The following is a 21494-nucleotide window of genomic DNA, read 5'->3' as shown; positions in this document are numbered from 1 at the left end:
GGCCACTCTCATGTCCGAAGACCGGAAGCTCGTCGAGTACCTGAAGTGGGTCACCACCGATTTGCACGAGACCCGCCGACGGCTCGAAGAGGTGGAGTCGGGCAGGCAGGAGCCGATCGCCATCGTGTCGATGGCGTGCCGCTTTCCAGGTGGGGTCAACTCTCCTGAGGATCTGTGGCGGTTGCTGATCGAGGGTGAGGACGCGATCTCGCGGGTTCCGGCCGATCGGGGCTGGGATCCGGAGTTGTTGTCAGCGGTGGGTGCCGGGTGCGAGGGCGGGTTCCTGACGGATGTGGCGGGGTTTGATGCGGGGTTCTTCGGGATCTCGCCGCGTGAGGCGCTGTCGATGGATCCGCAGCAGCGGTTGCTGCTGGAGACGTCGTGGGAGGCGATCGAGCGGGGCGGGATCGACCCGGTCTCGCTGAAGGGCAGCTCCACCGGTGTGTTCGTGGGCACCAACGGCCAGGACTACATGAGCCTGATCATGAGGGCTCCGGCGGATGCGCAGGGCAATGGCGTCACCGGTGTGGCGGCCAGCGTGTTGTCGGGCCGGCTGTCCTACACGCTGGGGTTGGAGGGCCCGGCGGTGTCGGTGGACACCGCGTGCTCGTCGTCGCTGGTGACATTGCACCTTGCGGCGCAGGCGCTGCGGTCGGGGGAGTGCTCGCTCGCGCTGGCCGGCGGTATCACGGTGATGACGTCGCCGATGGTGTTGGTCGGGTTCGGCCTACAGGGCAGCGGGATGGCGCCCGATGGGCGGTGCAAGGCGTTCTCCGACGCCGCGGACGGTACGAGCTGGTCCGAGGGTGTGGGCATGCTGGTGCTGGAGCGGTTGTCGGACGCCCGGCGCAACGGTCATCAGGTGCTGGCGGTGATGCGTGGCTCGGCGATCAATCAGGACGGTGCGTCCAATGGGTTGACGGCGCCGAACGGCCCGTCGCAGCGGCGGGTGATCCGCCAGGCACTGGTCAGCGCCGGTTTGTCGTCGTCCGAGGTGGACGCGGTGGAGGCGCACGGGACCGGCACGGTTCTGGGTGACCCGATCGAGGCGCAGGCGCTACTGGCGACCTATGGGCAGGACCGGGACGAGGGTCGGCCGCTGTTGCTGGGGGCGATCAAGTCGAACCTCGGTCATGCGCAGGCGGCAGCGGGTGTGGTCGGTGTGATCAAGATGGTGCTGGCGATGCGGCACGGTGTGCTGCCCAAGACGCTACATGTCGATACTCCCTCTTCGCACGTGGACTGGTCCGCCGGTGCGGTGAAGCTGCTGACCGAGCCGGCGGAATGGCCGGAGACCGGTCGCCTGCGCCGGGCGGGGGTGTCGTCGTTCGGGATCAGCGGCACCAACGCGCACATAATTCTTGAACAAGGACCGGAAACGCCGGAAGAAGACACTCCGCAGGACCAGGTGCCTGCCGCGGGTGTGCTGCCGGTGCTGGTGTCGGCGAAGACAGGTCAGGCGTTGCGGACGCAGGCCGAGCGGCTGGTCTCGCACATGAAGGACCGCGGTGAGACGGCGCTGGTCGATACAGCGTTCTCGCTGGCCACGACGCGGTCGGCGTTCGAGCATCGGGCGGTGGTGCTGGCCGATGGCCGTGAGGGTGTGCTGGCCGGGCTGCGGGGTGTGATCGAGGATCTGCCAGGTGCGGGTGTGGTGTGCGGGGTGGCTACGGAGCCGCAGCTCGCCTTCCTGTTCACCGGTCAGGGCAGTCAGCGGGCGGGGATGGGCCGGGAGCTGTATGAGCGGTTCCCGGTGTTCGCGAAGGCGTTGGACGAGGTGATCGCGAAGCTGGACCCGATGCTGGACGGTTCGCTGCGCGAGGTGCTGTTCGCCGAGCCGGGGTCGGTCGAGGCGGGGTTGCTGGATCAGACGGGGTGGGCGCAGCCGGCCCTGTTCGCGGTGGAGACGGCGTTGTTCCGGCTGGTGTCCTCGTGGGGGGTGCGGCCGGATGTGCTGGCGGGTCATTCGATCGGGGAGATCACCGCGGCGCATGTGGCCGGGGTGTTGTCGCTGGCCGATGCGTGTGTGTTGGTGGCGGGCCGGGCGCGGTTGATGCAGGCGCTTCCCTCCGGTGGGGCGATGGTGGCGGTGCAGGCCTCTGAGGAGGAGGTCGCCGAGCTGTTGGCCGGGCGGGAGAAGGAGGTGTCGGTCGCGGCGGTGAACGGCCCGGCGTCGGTGGTGATCTCCGGGGCCGAGCAGCCGGTTCTCGACATCGCCGCGGCGCTGGCGGAGCGGGGGGTGCGGGCGAAGCGGTTGCGGGTGTCGCATGCGTTCCATTCGCCGTTGATGGAGCCGATGCTGGCGGACTTCCGCACGCTGGCGAGCAGGCTCGGCTATGGCGCGCCGAGGGTTCCGATCGTGTCCACCCTGACCGGGCAGGCGGCCACGGCCGAGCAGCTGTGCTCGCCGGACTACTGGGTGGACCAGGTGCGTGGAGCGGTCCGCTTCGCCGACGGCATCCGCACCCTGCAGGCGCAGAGTGTGCGGGCGTATCTGGAGCTCGGCCCCGACGGGGTGCTGACCGCCATGGCCCAGGACACCATCGCGACCGAGCCGGAGGCACATGGGCACGAGTTGCCCTCGGTGCTGGTGCCGGTGCTGCGTAAGGGGCGGGACGAGCCCATGGCGGCGATGACGGCGCTGGCCCAGCTGCATGTGCACGGGGTGCCGGTCGACTGGCGATCGGTACTGCCGGGCGGGCGCCGGGTTGACCTGCCCACCTACCCCTTCGAGCACCAGCGGTTCTGGCCCGAGAACACCGGTTCCGGTATAGGGAACGTGGTGGCGGCAGGATTGGCCGCGACGGGTCATCCGCTGCTGGGCGCGGCGATGCCGCTGGCCAACTCCGACGGGGTGGTGCTGACCGGTCGGTTGTCGGTGAGTGCGCAGCCGTGGCTGGCCGATTACGTGGTGGAGGGCTCGGTACTGGTGCCGGGTTCGGCGTTCGTGGAGCTGGCGGTGCGGGCGGGTGACCAGGTCGGCTGCGACCTGGTCGAGGAGTTGACCCTGGACGCTCCATTGGTGCTGGGTGCGGGTGGCGCGGCCGTGGTGCAGGTGTGGGTGGGTGCCAAGGAGGAGTCGGGCCGTCGGAGCGTGAACGTGTATGCCCGGTCGGCGGGCGTGGCTGATGAGGTGGCGTGGGTGCGGTACGCGACCGGCACGCTCGCGGCCGGTGCTCCGCAAGCCGCGCCGTTCGAGGTGGCGGTGTGGCCGCCGGCCGGGGCGACCGCGATCGAGCTGGAGGGGTTGTACGAGGAGCTGGCCGAGGACGGTTTCGCTTACGGTCCGGTGTTCCAGGGGTTGCGGGCGGCCTGGCGGGGTGTCGACGGTGAGGTGTTCGCCGAGGTGGCGCTGCCCGAGCAGGCGGTGTCGGACTCCGGTGCGTTCGGGGTGCATCCGGCTCTGCTGGATGCGGCGCTGCACGCGGTGGCCTTCGCCGGGTTGGAGCCGGTGGAGGGTGGCCTGGTGCCGTCTTCGTGGGAGCAGGTGTGCCTGCACGCGGGTGGTGCTTCGGTGTTGCGGGTGCGGTTGGTCAGGACGGGGCCGGATGCGGTGTCGCTGAGCGCGGTGGACGCGGCAGGGGAGCCGGTGCTGTCGGCGCGCTCGGTGGTGTTGCGGCCGGTCCCGGCCGAGCAGCTGGCGCTCTCCGGTGGTGTCGGCGTGGGCTGGGAGTCGTTGTTCGGGGTGGAGTGGGCGCCCGCGGGTGCTTTGCCGGAGGCCGGTCAGACGTCGTCGATGCCGGTGGCGGTGCTGGGTGCGGACGCGTTGGGTGTTGCTCCCGCGTTGCGGGTGGCCGGGGAGCCGGGTGGCCTTGCGGTGGAGGTGCACGCGGAGCTGTCGTCGCTGGCGGCGGGCACGGTGCCGGCCGTGGTGATGGTGGAGGCGGTCTCGGATCCGGTGGGCGGGGTGGTGGAGTCGGCGCATGCGCTGACCGCCCGGGTGCTGGATCTGTTGCAGGGCTGGCTGGCCGAGGAGCGGTTCGCCGAGTCGCGGCTGGTGTTCCTGACCCGGGGCGCGGTCGCGGCGGGCGACGGCGAGGTGGTCGCCGATCTGGCGGCCGCGGCGGTGTGGGGTCTGGTGCGTAGTGCGCAGTCGGAGAACCCGGGCCGGTTCCTGTTGATCGATGTGGATCGGGAGTCCCCGCTGTCAGGGCTGCCGGGGGTGTTGGCCGGGGCGTTTTCCTCAGGTGAGCCGCAAGCCGTGGTGCGCGATGGTGAGGTGTGGGTGCCGCGCCTGGCGCGGGTGGCGCCCGGCTCTGACCTGGGCGACGTGGCGGGCCGGGTCTGGGATCCGGAGGGGACGGTGTTGATCACCGGTGGTACCGGTGGTCTGGGCGGGCTGTTCGCGCGGCATGTGGTGGCCGAGCGGGGTGTGCGGCATCTGCTGCTGGCCAGCCGCCGGGGTCTGGACGCTCCGGGTGCGCTGGAGTTGCGGGCCGAGTTGATCGCGCACGGGGTCGAGGTCACCATCGCGGCGTGCGACATGGCCGACCGGGACGCGGTGGCGGCCCTGCTGACGCAGGTCCCGGCCGAACATCCGCTGACCGCGGTGATCCACACCGCGGGTGTGCTGGCCGACGGGACGATTCCGTCGCTGTCGGCGGAGGGGTTGCATGCGGTGTTGCGGCCGAAGGTGGATGCGGCCTGGCATCTGCACGAGCTGACCCGGGGCCTGGACCTGGCGGCGTTCGTGGTGTTCTCCTCGCTTGCGGGTGTGGTGGGAGCGCCTGGTCAGGGTAACTACGCGGCGGCCAACGTGTTCTTGGACGCGCTGGCTCAGGTGCGCCGGGCTGCGGGGCTGGCGGGGTTGTCGCTGGCGTGGGGTGCCTGGGCCCAGGACGCGGGGATGACCGGCACGCTGGGTGAGATCGAGATGCGGCGGATCAGCCGGACGGGTATGCCGGCGTTGTCGGCCGAGCAGGGGCTCGCGGCGTTCGAGGCGGCGGTGGGGTCGGATCGGGCGATGGTGGTGGTGGTGCGGCTGGAGCTGTCGGTGCTGCGTACGTTCCCCGAGGTGCCGCATCTGATGCGGGGCCTGGTGCGTGCGGGCCGCCGCCTGGCGGTCTCCACTTCGGTGGGTGGGGATTCGGAGCTGGTGCGGCGGTTGGCGGGGCTGGAGGAGGCCGAGCGGGTTCGGCTGGTGGTGGAGCTGGTGCGCGCTCAGGCGGCGGTGGTGCTGGGTCACGCCTCGGGGGAGGACGTCCAGCCCGGACGTGAGTTCCGTGAGCTGGGCTTCGACTCCCTGACCGCGGTGGACCTGCGCAACCGGCTCAACATCGCCGTCGGGTTGCGGTTGCCGGCGACGCTGGTGTTCGACTATCCGACGCCGCTCGTGCTGGCGCGGTTCCTGGTGTCGGAGTTGCTGGGCCGGCAGGACCAGGCGGCGGTCTCGGGTGTGGTGGCCGGGCCGAGGGCGTCGACGGCGGACGATCCGATCGTGATCGTGGGGATGAGCTGCCGGTTTCCCGGTGGGGTGAACTCGCCGGAAGAGCTGTGGCGGTTGCTGTCCGAGGGCGGGGAGGCGATCTCGCCGGTTCCGGCCGATCGGGGCTGGGATCCGGAGTTGCTGTCTGGGATGGGCCTCGATGTTCAGGGTGGGTTCCTGGCGGATGTGGCGGGGTTCGACGCGGGGTTCTTCGGGATCTCGCCGCGTGAGGCGCTGGCGATGGATCCGCAGCAGCGGTTGCTGCTGGAGGGGGCGTGGGAGGCGGTCGAGCGGGCCGGGATCGACCCGGTCTCGCTCAAGGGCAGCCACACCGGCGTGTTCGTGGGCACCAACGGCCAGGACTACACGAGCCTGATCGTGAGCACTCAGACGGATGTGCAAGGCCATGGCGTCACCGGTATGTCGGCCAGCGTGTTGTCGGGCCGGCTGTCCTACACGCTGGGGTTGGAGGGTCCGGCGGTGTCGGTGGACACGGCGTGTTCGTCGTCGCTGGTGGCGATGCACCTGGCGGCGCAGGCGCTGCGGCAGGGGGAGTGCTCGCTGGCGCTGGTCGGCGGTACGACGGTGATGGCGTCACCGATGGGGGTCATCGGGTTCAGCGCGCAGGGCGGGTTGTCGCCCGATGGGCGGTGCAAGGCGTTCGCCGACGCCGCGGACGGTACGAGCTGGTCTGAGGGTGTGGGCGTGCTGGTGCTGGAGCGGTTGTCGGATGCTCGGCGTAGCGGGCATGAGGTGCTGGCGGTGATGCGTGGGTCGGCGATCAACCAGGACGGGGCGTCGAACGGGTTGACCGCGCCGAACGGTCCGTCGCAGCAGCGGGTGATTCGTCAGGCGCTGGCCGGTGCGGGGTTGTCGCCGTCCGAGGTGGATGCGGTGGAGGCGCACGGTACGGGTACCAGGTTGGGTGACCCGATCGAGGCGCAGGCGCTGCTGGCGACCTACGGCAAGGACCGTGAAGCCGATCGGCCGCTGCTGCTGGGCGCGATCAAGTCGAACCTCGGTCACACCCAGGCCGCCGCGGGTGTGGCGGGTGTGATCAAGATGGTGCTGGCGATGCGGCACGGCGTGTTGCCCAAGACGTTGCATGTGGATGCGCCGTCCTCGCATGTGGACTGGGCCTCGGGTGCGGTGGAGCTGCTGACCGAGGCCAGGTCTTGGCCTCGGGTGGATCGGCCGTGGCGGGCGGGGGTGTCGTCGTTCGGAATCAGTGGCACCAACGCCCACGTAATCATCGAACAAGCGGTGGAATCTCCGGAAGCCGCGGACGAGGACGCTCCGCAGGACCACGCACCGGTTGCCGGTGTGGTGCCGGTGCTGGTGTCGGGCCGGTCGGTGGAGGCGTTGCGGGCGCAGGCCGGGCGGCTGGCGTCGGTCCTGGACGGCGAGCCTGGTCTGGGGCTGGCCGATGCGGCGTTCTCGCTGGCCACGACGCGGTCGGCGTTCGAGCATCGGGCGGTGGTGCTGGCCGCTGATCGTGAGGGGGTGCTGGCCGGGCTGGGTGCGCTGGCCGAGGACGGTCCGGGTGCGGGTGTGGTGCGCGGGGTGGCCGGGGCGGAGCCGCGGCTCGCGTTCCTGTTCACCGGTCAGGGTAGCCAGCGGGCGGGGATGGGCCGGGAGCTGTATGAGCGGTTCCCGGTGTTCGCGGCGGCGTTGGATGCGGTGATCGCCGAGCTGGATCCGCTGCTGGACGGTTCGCTGCGCGAGGTGCTGTTCGCCGAGCCGGGGTCGGTCGAGGCGGGGTTGCTGGATCAGACGGGGTGGGCGCAGCCGGCCCTGTTCGCGGTGGAGACGGCGTTGTTCCGGCTGGTGTCCTCGTGGGGGGTGCGGCCGGATGTGCTGGCGGGTCATTCGATCGGGGAGATCACCGCGGCGCATGTGGCCGGGGTGTTGTCGCTGGCCGATGCGTGTGTGTTGGTGGCGGGCCGGGCGCGGTTGATGCAGGCGCTTCCCTCCGGTGGGGCGATGGTGGCGGTGCAGGCCTCTGAGGAGGAGGTCGCCGAGCTGTTGGCCGGGCGGGAGAAGGAGGTGTCGGTCGCGGCGGTGAACGGCCCGGCGTCGGTGGTGATCTCCGGGGCCGAGCAGCCGGTTCTCGACATCGCCGCGGCGCTGGCGGAGCGGGGGGTGCGGGCGAAGCGGTTGCGGGTGTCGCATGCGTTCCATTCGCCGTTGATGGAGCCGATGCTGGCGGACTTCCGCACGCTGGCGAGCAGGCTCGGCTATGGCGCGCCGAGGGTTCCGATCGTGTCCACCCTGACCGGGCAGGCGGCCACGGCCGAGCAGCTGTGCTCGCCGGACTACTGGGTGGACCAGGTGCGTGGAGCGGTCCGCTTCGCCGACGGCATCCGCACCCTGCAGGCGCAGAGTGTGCGGGCGTATCTGGAGCTCGGCCCCGACGGGGTGCTGACCGCCATGGCCCAGGACACCATCGCGACCGAGCCGGAGGCACATGGGCACGAGTTGCCCTCGGTGCTGGTGCCGGTGCTGCGTAAGGGGCGGGACGAGCCCATGGCGGCGATGACGGCGCTGGCCCAGCTGCATGTGCACGGGGTGCCGGTCGACTGGCGATCGGTACTGCCGGGCGGGCGCCGGGTTGACCTGCCCACCTACCCCTTCGAGCACCAGCGGTTCTGGCCCGAGAACACCGGTTCCGGTATAGGGAACGTGGTGGCGGCAGGATTGGCCGCGACGGGTCATCCGCTGCTGGGCGCGGCGATGCCGCTGGCCAACTCCGACGGGGTGGTGCTGACCGGTCGGTTGTCGGTGAGTGCGCAGCCGTGGCTGGCCGATTACGTGGTGGAGGGCTCGGTACTGGTGCCGGGTTCGGCGTTCGTGGAGCTGGCGGTGCGGGCGGGTGACCAGGTCGGCTGCGACCTGGTCGAGGAGTTGACCCTGGACGCTCCATTGGTGCTGGGTGCGGGTGGCGCGGCCGTGGTGCAGGTGTGGGTGGGTGCCAAGGAGGAGTCGGGCCGTCGGAGCGTGAACGTGTATGCCCGGTCGGCGGGCGTGGCTGATGAGGTGGCGTGGGTGCGGTACGCGACCGGCACGCTCGCGGCCGGTGTTTCGGAGGTCGCGCCGTTTGAGGTGGCGGTGTGGCCGCCGGCCGGGGCGACCGCGATCGAGCTGGAGGGGTTGTACGAGGAGCTGGCCGAGGACGGTTTCGCTTACGGTCCGGTGTTCCAGGGGTTGCGGGCGGCCTGGCGGGGTGTCGACGGTGAGGTGTTCGCCGAGGTGGCGCTGCCCGAGCAGGCGGTGTCGGACTCCGGTGCGTTCGGGGTGCATCCGGCTCTGCTGGATGCGGCGCTGCACGCGGTGGCCTTCGCCGGGTTGGAGCCGGTGGAGGGTGGCCTGGTGCCGTCTTCGTGGGAGCAGGTGTGCCTGCACGCGGGTGGTGCTTCGGTGTTGCGGGTGCGGTTGGTCAGGACGGGGCCGGATGCGGTGTCGCTGAGCGCGGTGGACGCGGCAGGGGAGCCGGTGCTGTCGGCGCGCTCGGTGGTGTTGCGGCCGGTCTCGGCCGGGCAGCTGGCGCTCTCCGATGGTCGCGGGGCCGGGCAGGACACGCTGTTCCGGGTGGAATGGGCTGCGGTAGGCGGTCTGCCGGAAGCCGACCAGGTGCCGGTGGCGGTACTCGGCCGGGACACGCTGGGTGTCGCGGTGGCGTTGCGGGTGGCCGGGGACGTGGTGCCGGTGCATGCGGATCTGCTCGCGCTGGCCGAGGCGGGTCCGGTGCCGGCGGTGGTGCTCGCGGAGGTGGTCTCGGATCCGGTGGCCGGGGTGGTGGAGTCGGCGCATGCGCTGGTCGCTCGCGTTCTGGATGTGGTGCAGCGGTGGCTGGCCGATGACCGGTTCGCCGATTCGCGTCTGGTGTTCGTCACCCGGGGCGCGGTCGCGTCGGGTGACGGCGAGGTGGTAGCGGATCTTCCGGCTTCCGGGGTGTGGGGGCTGGTCCGCAGTGCGCAGTCGGAGAACCCGGGCCGGTTCGTGCTGGTCGACATGGACCAGGACCAGGCCTCGCTGTCGGCCTTGCGCGGTGTGCTGCCGGGGACGTTGGCGTCGGGTGAGCCGCAGGCGGTGGTGCGCGAGGGTGACGTTCTGGTCCCGCGCCTGGCGCGGGTGGCGTCCGGCAACGTCCCGACCGATGTTCCCGTTGATGTCTCCGGTGATGACGCCGGCCGGGTCTGGGATCCGGAGGGGACGGTGTTGATCACCGGTGGTACCGGTGGTCTGGGCGGGCTGTTTGCGCGGCATGTGGTGGCCGAGCGGGGTGTGCGGCATCTGCTGCTGGCCAGCCGCCGGGGTCTGGACGCTCCGGGTGCGCTGGAGTTGCGGGCCGAGTTGATCGCGCACGGGGTCGAGGTCACCATCGCGGCGTGCGACATGGCCGACCGGGACGCGGTGGCGGCCCTGCTGACGCAGGTCCCGGCCGAACATCCGCTGACCGCGGTGATCCACACCGCGGGTGTGCTGGCCGACGGGACGATTCCGTCGCTGTCGGCGGAGGGGTTGCATGCGGTGTTGCGGCCGAAGGTGGATGCGGCCTGGCATCTGCACGAGCTGACCCGGGGCCTGGACCTGGCGGCGTTCGTGGTGTTCTCCTCGCTTGCGGGTGTGGTGGGAGCGCCTGGTCAGGGTAACTACGCGGCGGCCAACGTGTTCTTGGACGCGCTGGCTCAGGTGCGCCGGGCTGCGGGGCTGGCGGGGTTGTCGCTGGCGTGGGGTGCCTGGGCCCAGGACGCGGGGATGACCGGCACGCTGGGTGAGATCGAGATGCGGCGGATCAGCCGGACGGGTATGCCGGCGTTGTCGGCCGAGCAGGGGCTCGCGGCGTTCGAGGCGGCGGTGGGGTCGGATCGGGCGATGGTGGTGGTGGTGCGGCTGGAGCTGTCGGTGCTGCGTACGTTCCCCGAGGTGCCGCATCTGATGCGGGGCCTGGTGCGTGCGGGCCGCCGCCTGGCGGTCTCCACTTCGGTGGGTGGGGATTCGGAGCTGGTGCGGCGGTTGGCGGGGCTGGAGGAGGCCGAGCGGGTTCGGCTGGTGGTGGAGCTGGTGCGCGCTCAGGCGGCGGTGGTGCTGGGTCACGCCTCGGGGGAGGACGTCCAGCCCGGACGTGAGTTCCGTGAGCTGGGCTTCGACTCCCTGACCGCGGTGGACCTGCGCAACCGGCTCAACATCGCCGTCGGGTTGCGGTTGCCGGCGACGCTGGTGTTCGACTATCCGACGCCGCTCGTGCTGGCGCGGTTCCTGGTGTCGGAGTTGCTGGGCCGGCAGGACCAGGCGGCGGTCTCGGGTGTGGTGGCCGGGCCGAGGGCGTCGACGGCGGACGATCCGATCGTGATCGTGGGGATGAGCTGCCGGTTTCCCGGTGGGGTGAACTCGCCGGAAGAGCTGTGGCGGTTGCTGTCCGAGGGCGGGGAGGCGATCTCGCCGGTTCCGGCCGATCGGGGCTGGGATCCGGAGTTGCTGTCTGGGATGGGCCTCGATGTTCAGGGTGGGTTCCTGGCGGATGTGGCGGGGTTCGACGCGGGGTTCTTCGGGATCTCGCCGCGTGAGGCGCTGGCGATGGATCCGCAGCAGCGGTTGCTGCTGGAGGGGGCGTGGGAGGCGGTCGAGCGGGCCGGGATCGACCCGGTCTCGCTCAAGGGCAGCCACACCGGCGTGTTCGTGGGCACCAACGGCCAGGACTACACGAGCCTGATCGTGAGCACTCAGACGGATGTGCAAGGCCATGGCGTCACCGGTATGTCGGCCAGCGTGTTGTCGGGCCGCCTGTCCTACATGCTGGGGTTGGAGGGTCCGGCGGTGTCGGTGGACACGGCGTGTTCGTCGTCGCTGGTGGCGATGCACCTGGCGGCGCAGGCGCTGCGGCAGGGGGAGTGCTCGCTGGCGCTGGTCGGCGGTACGACGGTGATGGCGTCACCGATGGGGGTCATCGGGTTCAGCGCGCAGGGCGGGTTGTCGCCCGATGGGCGGTGCAAGGCGTTCGCCGACAGTGCGGACGGTACGAGCTGGTCTGAGGGTGTGGGCGTGCTGGTGCTGGAGCGGTTGTCGGATGCTCGGCGTAGCGGGCATGAGGTGCTGGCGGTGATGCGTGGGTCGGCGATCAACCAGGACGGGGCGTCGAACGGGTTGACCGCGCCGAACGGTCCGTCGCAGCAGCGGGTGATTCGTCAGGCGCTGGCCGGTGCGGGGTTGTCGCCGTCCGAGGTGGATGCGGTGGAGGCGCACGGTACGGGTACCAGGTTGGGTGACCCGATCGAGGCGCAGGCGCTGCTGGCGACCTACGGCAAGGACCGTGAAGCCGATCGGCCGCTGCTGCTGGGCGCGATCAAGTCGAACCTCGGTCACACCCAGGCCGCCGCGGGTGTGGCGGGTGTGATCAAGATGGTGCTGGCGATGCGGCACGGCGTGCTGCCCAAGACGCTGCATGTGGATGCGCCGTCCTCGCATGTGGACTGGTCGGCGGGTGCGGTGGAGCTGCTGACCGAGCAGGTGGAGTGGCCGCGGACGGGTCGTCCGCGCCGGGCGGGGGTGTCGTCGTTCGGGATCAGCGGCACCAACGCGCACGTCATCCTCGAACAAGGGCCGGAAACATCGGCGGAAGAAGACACTCCGCAGGACCGGGTGCCTGCCGCGGGTGTGGTGCCGGTGCTGGTGTCGGCGAAGACGGGTCAGGCGTTGCGGGCGCAGGCCGGGCGGCTGGTGTCGGTCCTGGCCGGCGAGCCTGATCTGGGGCTGGCCGATGCGGCGTTCTCGCTGGCCACGACGCGGTCGGCGTTCGAGCATCGGGCGGTGGTGCTGGCCGCTGATCGTGAGGGTGTGCTGGCCGGGCTGGGTGCGCTGGCCGAGGATCTGCCAAGCGTGAGTGTGGTGCACGGAGCGGCGGGAGCGGAGCCGCGGCTCGCGTTCCTGTTCACCGGTCAGGGGAGCCAGCGGGCGGGGATGGGCCGGGAGCTGTATGCGCGGTTCCCGGTGTTCGCGGCGGCGTTGGATGCGGTGATCGCCGAGCTGGATCCGCTGCTGGACGGTTCGCTGCGCGAGGTGCTGTTCGCCGAGCCGGGCAGTGACCAGGCGCAGGCGGGGTTGCTGGATCGGACCGGGTGGGCGCAGCCGGCCCTGTTCGCGGTGGAGACGGCGTTGTTCCGGCTGGTGTCCTCGTGGGGGGTGCGGCCGGATGTGCTGGCGGGGCATTCGATCGGGGAGATCACCGCGGCGCATGTGGCCGGGGTGTTGTCCCTGTCGGATGCGTGTGCGTTGGTGGCGGGCCGGGCGCGGTTGATGCAGGCGCTCCCCTCCGGTGGGGCGATGGTGGCGGTGCAGGCCTCTGAGGAGGAGGTCGCCGCCCTGCTGGCCGGGCGGGAGAAAGAGGTGTCGGTCGCGGCGGTGAACGGCCCGGTCTCGGTGGTGATCTCCGGGGTCGAGCAGCCGGTCCTTGAGGTCGCCGCCGCCCTGGAGGGGCGGGGGGTCAGGACGAAGCGGTTGCGGGTGTCGCATGCGTTCCATTCGCCGTTGATGGAGCCGATGCTGGCGGACTTCCGTGCGCTGGCGAGCAGGCTCGGCTATGGCGCGCCGAGGGTTCCGATCGTGTCCACCCTGACCGGGCAGGCGGCCACGGCCGAGCAGTTGTGCTCGCCGGACTACTGGGTGGATCAGGTGCGTGGAGCGGTCCGCTTCGCCGACGGCATCCGCACCCTGCGCGCGCAGGGTGTGCGGGCGTATCTGGAGCTGGGCCCCGACGGGGTGCTGACCGCCATGGCTCAGGACACGCTGATGGCGGACTCGGGCCCGAGTGCCGCGAATCAGGCCTCAAAGTCCGGCTCGGACGTGGAACCGGCCTCCGGGCCGGATTCGGACGTGGTGCTGGTGCCGGTGTTGCGCGGGGGCCGGGACGAGCAGGAGGCCGTTACCGAGGCGCTGGCTCGTCTGCACGTGCACGGCGTGCCGGTGAACTGGCAGACGGTGCTTCCGCGCGGGCGCCGGGTCGATCTGCCGACCTATGCCTTCGAGCACCAGCGGTACTGGCCTGAGGGGGCCGGTTCCCAGGTGGGCAACGTGGCCGCGGCCGGGCTGGCGACAGCCGGTCATCCGCTGCTGGGCGCCGCGGTGGGGCTGGCCGACTCCGACGGTGTGCTGCTGACCGGGCGCCTGTCGGTGCGGTCGCATCCGTGGCTGGCCGATCACGCGGTGGCCGGGACGGTGATCTTCCCGGGTACCGGGTTCCTGGAGCTGGCGATCCGGGCGGGTGACCAGGTCGGCTGCGATGTGGTGGAGGAGCTGACGCTGACCGCGCCGCTGGTGCTGGGCGAGACCGACGCCGTCGCGGTGCAGGTGTGGGTGGGCGCCGCGCAGGAGTCGGGCCGCCGGAGCGTGAACGTGTACGCCCGGTCGGCGCAGGCCGCGGACGATGTGCCGTGGGTGCGGCACGCGACCGGCACTTTGGCTGCCGGTGTGCTCGCGACCGGCACGTCTCCCGCGGTGCCGTTCGACGCGGCGGTGTGGCCGCCGCAGGGCGCGACCGCTATCGAGACGGATGGGTTGTACGAGGGAATGGCCGCGGGCGGGTTCGCCTACGGTCCGGTGTTCCAGGGGTTGCGGGCGGCCTGGCGGGGTGTCGACGGTGCGGTGTTCGCCGAGGTCGTCCTGCCCGAGCAGGCGCAGTCGAGTGCGGGTGCGTTCGGGGTGCATCCGGCGTTGCTGGACGCGGCGTTGCACGCGGTGCCGTTCGTCGGGCTGGATCCGGTGGAGGGTGGCCGGTTGCCGTTCTCCTGGAGTGAGGTGAGCCTGCAGGCGGCAGGTGCGGCGATGTTGCGGGTGCGGCTGCTTCGGACCGCTGCCGACTCGGTCACGCTGACGGCGGTGGACGCGGCCGGGGAGCCGGTGCTGTCGGCGCGGTCGCTGGTGCTGCGTCCGTTCTTGCCCGGTCAGATCGCCGCCGCGGGTGGTGGCCAGGTGATGGAGCGCGATGGGCTGTTCCGGTTGGAGTGGACCACGCTCTCCGAGGTCACCGTGGCCGACCCGGTGCCGGTGGCGATGGTCGGCTTCGCGGCGTTCGAGCCGGACGCGCTGGGTCTTGCGAGGAGGTGGGAGTCGGTCGCGGTTCATCGTGATCTGTCGGCGCTGGCGGAGGCGGGGTCGGTGCCGGGGGTGGTGCTGGCCGAGGTCGCGGCCGGGTCGGCGGTGGAGGTGGTGGCTTCGGCGCATGAGGTGACGGCCGGGGTTCTGGGACTGTTGCAGGGCTGGTTGGCCGAGGAGCGGTTCGCCGAGTCGCGGCTGGTGTTCGTCACCCGGGGGGCGGTCGCGGCGGGTGATGGCGAGGTGGTCGCCGATCTGGCGGCCGCGGCGGTGTGGGGATTGGTGCGTAGTGCCCAGTCGGAGAATCCGGGCCGGTTCCTGCTGGTCGACGTGGACGGGCAGGAGTCCTCGCTGTCGGCATTGCCGGGGATTCTGGCCGGTCTGCCGACGTCGGGTGAGCCGCAGGTGGCGGTGCGTGACGGTGGGGTGTGGGCGCCGAGGTTGGCGTCGCTGGTGTCGGGGGCGGGTCTGCTGCCGCCGGCCGGTGAGGTGGCGTGGCGGTTGGGCAGCCGGGCCAAGGGCAGCCTGGACGCGCTGGAGTTGCTCGCGTTCCCGCAGGCGACCGCGCCGTTGGAGGCCGGGCAGGTACGGCTGGCGGTGCACGCGGCGGGGGTGAACTTCCGTGACCTGCTGGACGGGTTGAACGCGCTGGGCTGGTTCCAGGACAAGGTCGGCCTGATGGGTGGTGAGGCCGCCGGGGTGGTGCTGGAGGTCGGCCCCGAGGTCGACGACCTGCACCCGGGCGACCGGGTGGTCGGTCTGGCCGAAGGCTCGTTCGGCCCGGTGACGGTCACTCACGCCCGAGCCCTGGCCAAGATCCCCGATGGGGTCTCGTTCGAGCAGGCCGCGACGATCCCGGTGACGTTCCTGACGGCCTACTACGGGCTGATGGACCTGGCCGGGCTGCGGGAGGGCGAGCGGCTGCTGGTGCACGCCGGCACCGGCGGTGTGGGCATGGCGGCGATTCAGCTGGCCCAGCGGCTGGGGGTGGAGGTGTTCGCCACGGCCAGCCCGGCCAAGTGGGACGTGCTGCGTTCGCTGGGCATCCCGGACGATCACATCGCGTCCTCGCGGAGCCTGGAGTTCGAGGAGCGGTTTCGCGCGGTCTGCGGTGAGCGGGGCATCGACGTGGTGCTCAACTCGCTGACCGGGGAGTTCATCGACGCCTCGGCGCGGCTGCTGCGTCCGGGCGGCCGGTTCGTCGAGTTGGGCAAGCTCGACATTCGCGACCAGGAGCGGTTCCCCGGGCTGGTGTATCACTGGTTTGACATGCTGGATGCCGGGCCTGAGCGGTTGCGGCAGATGCTGGGCGGGCTGATGGGGTTGTTCGCGGCGGGTGAGCTGGAGCCGTTGCCGTTCACGGCGTGGGATGTGCGCCGGGGCCGGGATGCGTTCCGGTTCATGAGCCAGGCCCGGCACACCGGCAAGATCGTGCTGACCATGCCCCGGGTCTGGAACCCGGAGGGCACGGTGCTGATCACCGGTGGCACCGGTGGTCTGGGTGCGTTGTTCGCGCGGCATGTGGTGGCCGAGCGGGGTGTGCGGCATCTGCTGCTGGCCAGCCGTCGGGGTCTGGAGGCTCCGGGTGCGCTGGAGTTGCGGGCCGAGTTGATCGCGCACGGGGTCGAGGTGGAGATCGCCGCCTGTGACATGGCGGATCGGGATCAGGTGGCGGCGCTGCTGGCCGGTGTGGATGCCGGGCATCCGCTGACCGCGGTGATTCACACCGCGGGTGTGCTGGCCGACGGGACGATTCCGTCGCTGTCGGCGGAGGGGTTGCATGCGGTGTTGCGGCCGAAGGTGGATGCGGCCTGGTATCTGCACGAGCTGACCCGGGGCCTGGACCTGGCGGCGTTCGTGGTGTTCTCCTCGCTTGCGGGTGTGGTGGGAGCGCCTGGTCAGGGTAACTACGCGGCGGCCAACGTGTTCTTGGACGCGCTGGCTCAGGTGCGCCGGGCTGCGGGGCTGGCGGGGTTGTCGCTGGCGTGGGGTGCCTGGGCCCAGGACGCGGGGATGACCGGCACGCTGGGTGAGATCGAGATGCGGCGGATCAGCCGGACGGGTATGCCGGCGTTGTCGGCCGAGCAGGGGCTCGCGGCGTTCGAGGCGGCGGTGGGGTCGGATCGGGCGATGGTGGTGCCGGTGCGACTGGAGCTGTCGGCGTTGCGGGCGATGGGCGAGGTGCCGCATCTGATGCGGGGCCTGGTGCGTGCGGGGCGCCGGTCGGCGGTCTCCGTTCTCGCGGGCGGGGACGCGGAGCTGGTGCGGCGGCTGGCGGGCCTGGAGCAGGCCGAGCGGGTGCGGCTGGTGATGGAACTGGTGTGCACTCAGGCGGCGGCGGTGCTGGGGCACGAGTCGGTGGACGCGATCCAGCCGGGACGGGAGTTCCGTGAGCTGGGCTTCGACTCCCTCACCACCATGGAGCTGCGCAACCGGCTGAACGCGGTGACGGGGCTGCAGCTGTCGGCGACCATCATCTTCGACTACCCCACTCCCGCCAGCCTCGCCGAATACCTTCTGGAGGAAATCGCGCCCGGAGCGAACACCGCGGTAGAGCTGTCATTGCTGGCCGATCTCGACCGGTTCGAGACCGCTCTTTCCGGCAACGCGCTCGACGATCTCACCCGGAACGGCATCGCGACCCGGCTGCGGCACCTGCTGGCGAAGGTGAGCGAGAGCGGCACGGAAACCAGTGAAATCGCTGTCGCCGACATGCTCGAATCGGCGAGTACCGAGGAAATCCTCAGCTTCATCGACAACGAACTGGGCCGCTCGAAAGATCTGTGATTCGAGCCCGTGTCTGAATACTGAAGGGCCATTCTCATGTCCGAAGACCGGAAGCTCGTCGAGTACCTGAAGTGGGTCACCGCCGATTTGCACGAGACCCGCCGGCGGCTCGAAGAGGTGGAGTCGGGCAGGCACGAGCCGATCGCCATTGTGTCGATGTCATGCCGCTATCCGGGCGGGGTCGACTCTCCTGAGGATCTGTGGCGGTTGCTGTCCGAGGGACAGGACGCGATCTCTTCGTTCCCGGCCGATCGGGGCTGGGAGGAGGAGGCGATGTTGATGATGGGCCTGGAGTGTCAGGGCGGGTTCCTGTCCGATGTGGCGGGGTTTGACGCGGGGTTCTTCAGGATCTCGCCGCGTGAGGCTTTGGCGATGGATCCGCAGCAGCGGCTGCTGCTGGAAGGGGTGTGGGAGGCGGTCGAGCGGGCCGGGATCGACCCGGTCTCGCTGAAGGGCAGCTCCACCGGGGTGTTCGTGGGCACCAACGGCCAGGACTACGGGCATCTGTGTCTGCAAACCGGGACAGACATGGCGAACTATGTCCTCACCGGTGCAACGGCCAGCGTGCTGTCGGGCCGCCTGTCCTACACCCTGGGCCTGGAGGGCCCGACTATGACGGTCGACACCGCATGCTCGTCGTCCTTGGTCGCCATGCACCTGGCGGTGCAGGCGCTGCGCTCGGGCGAGTGCAGCCTGGCGCTGGCAGGCGGTGTCAAGGTGATGACCACCCCGTTCGGGCTCTTCGGCTTTGGTACGGAGAGCGGGTTGGCGTCCGATGGTCGGTGCAAGGCGTTCGCCGACACCGCGGACGGCACCAGCTGGTCCGAGGGCATGGGCATGCTGGTGCTGGAACGGTTGTCGGACGCACGCCGCAACGGCCACCAGGTGCTGGCGGTCGTGCGTGGGTCGGCGATCAACCAGGATGGTGCGTCCAACGGCCTGACCGCGCCGAACGGCCCGTCGCAGCAGCGGGTGATCCGTCAGGCGCTGGCCGGCGCGGGGTTGTCGCCGTCCGAGGTGGACGCGGTCGAGGCACACGGCACCGGCACGATCCTGGGTGACCCGATCGAGGCCCAGGCGCTGCTGGCCACGTACGGCAAGGACCGTGAAGCCGACCGGCCGCTGCTGCTGGGCTCGATCAAGTCGAACCTCGGTCACACCCAGGCCGCGGCCGGAGTGGCGGGTGTGATCAAGATGGTGCTGGCGATGCGGCACGGTGTGCTGCCCAAGACGCTGCACGTGGATGCGCCCTCGTCGCATGTGGACTGGTCGGCGGGTGCGGTGGAGCTGCTGACCGAGCCGGCGGAGTGGCCGCGGACCGGTCGTCCGCGGCGGGCGGGGGTGTCGTCGTTCGGGATCAGCGGCACCAACGCGCACGTGATCCTCGAACAAGGGCCGGAAACGCCGGAAGAAGACACTCCTCAGGACCGGGCTCCTGCCGCGGGTGTGCTGCCGGTGCTGGTGTCGGCGAAGACAGGTCAGGCATTGCGGGCGCAGGCTGAGCGCCTGGCGTCGTACATGGCCGGCGAGCCTGGTCTGGGGCTGGCCGATGCGGCGTTCTCGCTGGCCACGACGCGGTCGGCGTTCGAGCATCGGGCCGTGGTGCTGGCCGCCGATCGTGAGGGTGTGCTGGCCGGGCTGGGTGCGCTGGCCGAGGACGGTCCGGGTGCGGGTGTGGTGCGCGGGGTGGCCGGGGCGGAGCCGCGGCTCGCGTTCCTGTTCACCGGTCAGGGCAGTCAGCGGGCGGGGATGGGCCGGGAGCTGTATGCGCGGTTCCCGGTGTTCGCGGCGGCGTTGGATGCGGTGATCGCCGAGCTGGACCCGATGCTGGACGGTTCGCTGCGCGAGGTGCTGTTCGCCGAGCCGGGCAGTGCGCAGGCGGAGGCGGGGTTGCTGGATCGGACCGGGTGGGCGCAGCCGGCGTTGTTCGCGGTGGAGACGGCGTTGTTCCGGCTGGTGTCCTCGTGGGGGGTGCGGCCGGGTGTGCTGGCCGGGCATTCGATCGGGGAGATCACCGCGGCGCATGTGGCCGGGGTGTTGTCCCTGAGTGATGCGTGTGCGTTGGTGGCGGGCCGGGCGCGGTTGATGCAGGCACTTCCCTCCGGTGGGGCGATGGTGGCGGTGCAGGCCTCTGAGGAGGAGGTCGCCGCCCTGCTGGCCGGGCGGGAGAAGGAGGTGTCGGTCGCGGCGGTGAACGGCCCGGTCTCGGTGGTGATCTCCGGGGTCGAGCAGCCGGTCCTTGAGGTCGCCGCGGCGTTGGAGGGGCGGGGCATCAGAACGAAGCGGTTGCGGGTGTCGCATGCGTTCCATTCGCCGTTGATGGAGCCGATGCTGGCGGACTTCCGCACGCTGGCGAGCAGGCTCACCTACGGCGCGCCGAGGGTTCCGATCGTGTCCACCCTGACCGGGCAGGCGGCCACGGCCGAGCAGTTGTGCTCGCCGGACTACTGGGTGGATCAGGTGCGTGGCACGGTCCGCTTCGCCGACGGCATCCGCACCCTGCGTGCGCAGGGCGTACGGGCGTATCTGGAGCTGGGCCCCGACGGGGTGCTCACCGCCATGGCGGGAGACACCCTCGTGGCAGGGGCGGACGTGGTGCTGGTGCCGGTACTGCGCAAGGACCGTGATGAACAGACTGCCGCGATGACGGCGCTGGCCAAGCTGCACGTGCGCGGGGTGCCGGTGGATTGGCGAGCGGTGCTTCCAGGCGGGCGCCAGGTCAAGTTGCCGACGTACGCTTTCCAGCGCCGACGCTTCTGGCCCGAGGCGACCGGTTCCCGTACGGGGGACGTGGCGGCGGCGGATCCCCCGCTGCTGGCTGCCGCGGCGGGTCTGGCCGTGTCGATACCCGAGGCCGACACGGCGTGGGATCGGTTGCGCGGGCTTAGTGGAGCACAGCAGGACGAGGGGCTGCAGGAACTGGTGCAGCATCATGCGGCTGCCATTCTCGGCCACGGCGACTCCTCGGCCGTCGATCTCGAACGTGATTTCTTCGAGCTGGGCTTCGACTCGTTCACCGCGGCCGAATTGCGTAACTCCCTTGCCAGGGCGGTTGGTTGGGAATTCCCGCTGATGGCGGTGTTCGAGAACAAGAATTCCACTGGCCTCGCCCGTTGGCTGCGGCATGAACTCGTCACCCGGATGAATGCCGGCCAGGCGACTGCGACCTCGGCGGCCCAGGTGGACGACACCTTGGCAGAGTTGTTCCGCGGCGCTTTCCGCTCCGGGAAAGCGCAGGAGGCGTTCGGACTGCTTTATGCCGTGGCGCGGACCCGGCCCATCTACGACGCACCTGTCGACCTGCGGGAAATCCCTCAACCGGTGACATTGGCCAGTGGCGCGGCTCGGCCTCGCTTGATCTGCGTGAGTTCGTCCACGGTGACCGGTGGCGTTCATCAATATGCTCGGTTCGCCGCGCACTTCCGCGGGGAAAGACACGTCTCGGCGCTTCCCCTGCTCGGCTACGCCTTCGGTGAGGGCCTGCCCGCCACGATCGACATCGCCCTCGAAAGCATCGCGGAAAGCATCGTGCAGGCCAGTGCGGGGGAACCGTTCACGCTCATCGGTCATTCGGCCGGCGGCATTCTCGCTTACGGCGCAGCCGGTGTACTGGAGAAGTCAGGGATCTCCCCGGAGGCGGTGGTGATGATGGATTCCTTCCCCCCCCGAGCAGGTGGCGATTCTCAGATGCTGTCCGAGCAGGTGCTGCAGTACATCTTGCAGATGGAGACGGTTTTCGGCGAGTTCAACAGTGCACGACTGTCCGCTATGGGATATTGGTCTGCCATTATGTCCGACATTAAACTGGTGGATGTGAATGCGCCGGTGCTGTTCGTGCAGTGCACCGAGCCGTTCTCTGACGTCGAACCCGAATCGGATTACTGGCGGGCGACGCCGTTCGACCCGTCGCATGCCGTACGGACGATCGAGGCGAACCACTTTTCGATGCTCGCCGAGAAGGCAGCGGACACGGCCCGGCTGATCGACGACTGGTTCCGATTGGCGCACTGACCGTCGCGAAAGACACTGGTGGCCACTAGTGATTTTGCGAGTCGCTTCTGCGGTTCACTGTGTCCCGTGGCATCGGCACGGCGAATCGACGACCTCGGCATCCTGGCCGACAGGATCGTCGATGAGCTGATCCCGGTGGCCACTTCTTCCTTACCGGACATCGGCAGGTAGTGAACGAAGAGAT

2 protein-coding genes are annotated in these 21494 nt (G+C 70.5%); both read left to right on the top strand.

Going from position 1 to position 21494, the window contains the following annotated elements; all coding sequences use genetic code 11:
• Window positions 1-10: 10 nt before the first annotated feature.
• Entirely contained in the window at window positions 11-17299 is a 17289-nt protein-coding gene (locus OIE13_RS16645; protein ID WP_326830206.1) for an SDR family NAD(P)-dependent oxidoreductase, read from the top strand.
• 36 nt (window positions 17300-17335) lie between these two features.
• The gene (locus OIE13_RS16640; RefSeq protein ID WP_326830205.1) at window positions 17336-21310 is read left to right on the top strand and encodes a beta-ketoacyl synthase N-terminal-like domain-containing protein; all 3975 of its coding nucleotides are present in this window, start codon (window positions 17336-17338) and stop codon (window positions 21308-21310) included.
• The last annotated feature ends 184 nt before the right edge of the window (window positions 21311-21494 follow it).

It is taken from the genome of Streptosporangium sp. NBC_01810 (assembly GCF_035917355.1).
GTDB lineage: Bacteria > Actinomycetota > Actinomycetes > Streptosporangiales > Streptosporangiaceae > Streptosporangium.
The sequence above is the reverse complement of the archived record's forward strand: the minus strand, read 5'-3'. Positions and strand labels throughout refer to the sequence as shown.

Excerpts from the sequence above, each read along its gene's own strand:
- OIE13_RS16645 (WP_326830206.1), top strand. The coding sequence starts at position 11 with ATGTCCGAAGACCGGAAGCTCGTCGAGTACCTGAAGTGGGTCACCACC.
- OIE13_RS16640 (WP_326830205.1), top strand. The coding sequence starts at position 17,336 with ATGTCCGAAGACCGGAAGCTCGTCGAGTACCTGAAGTGGGTCACCGCC.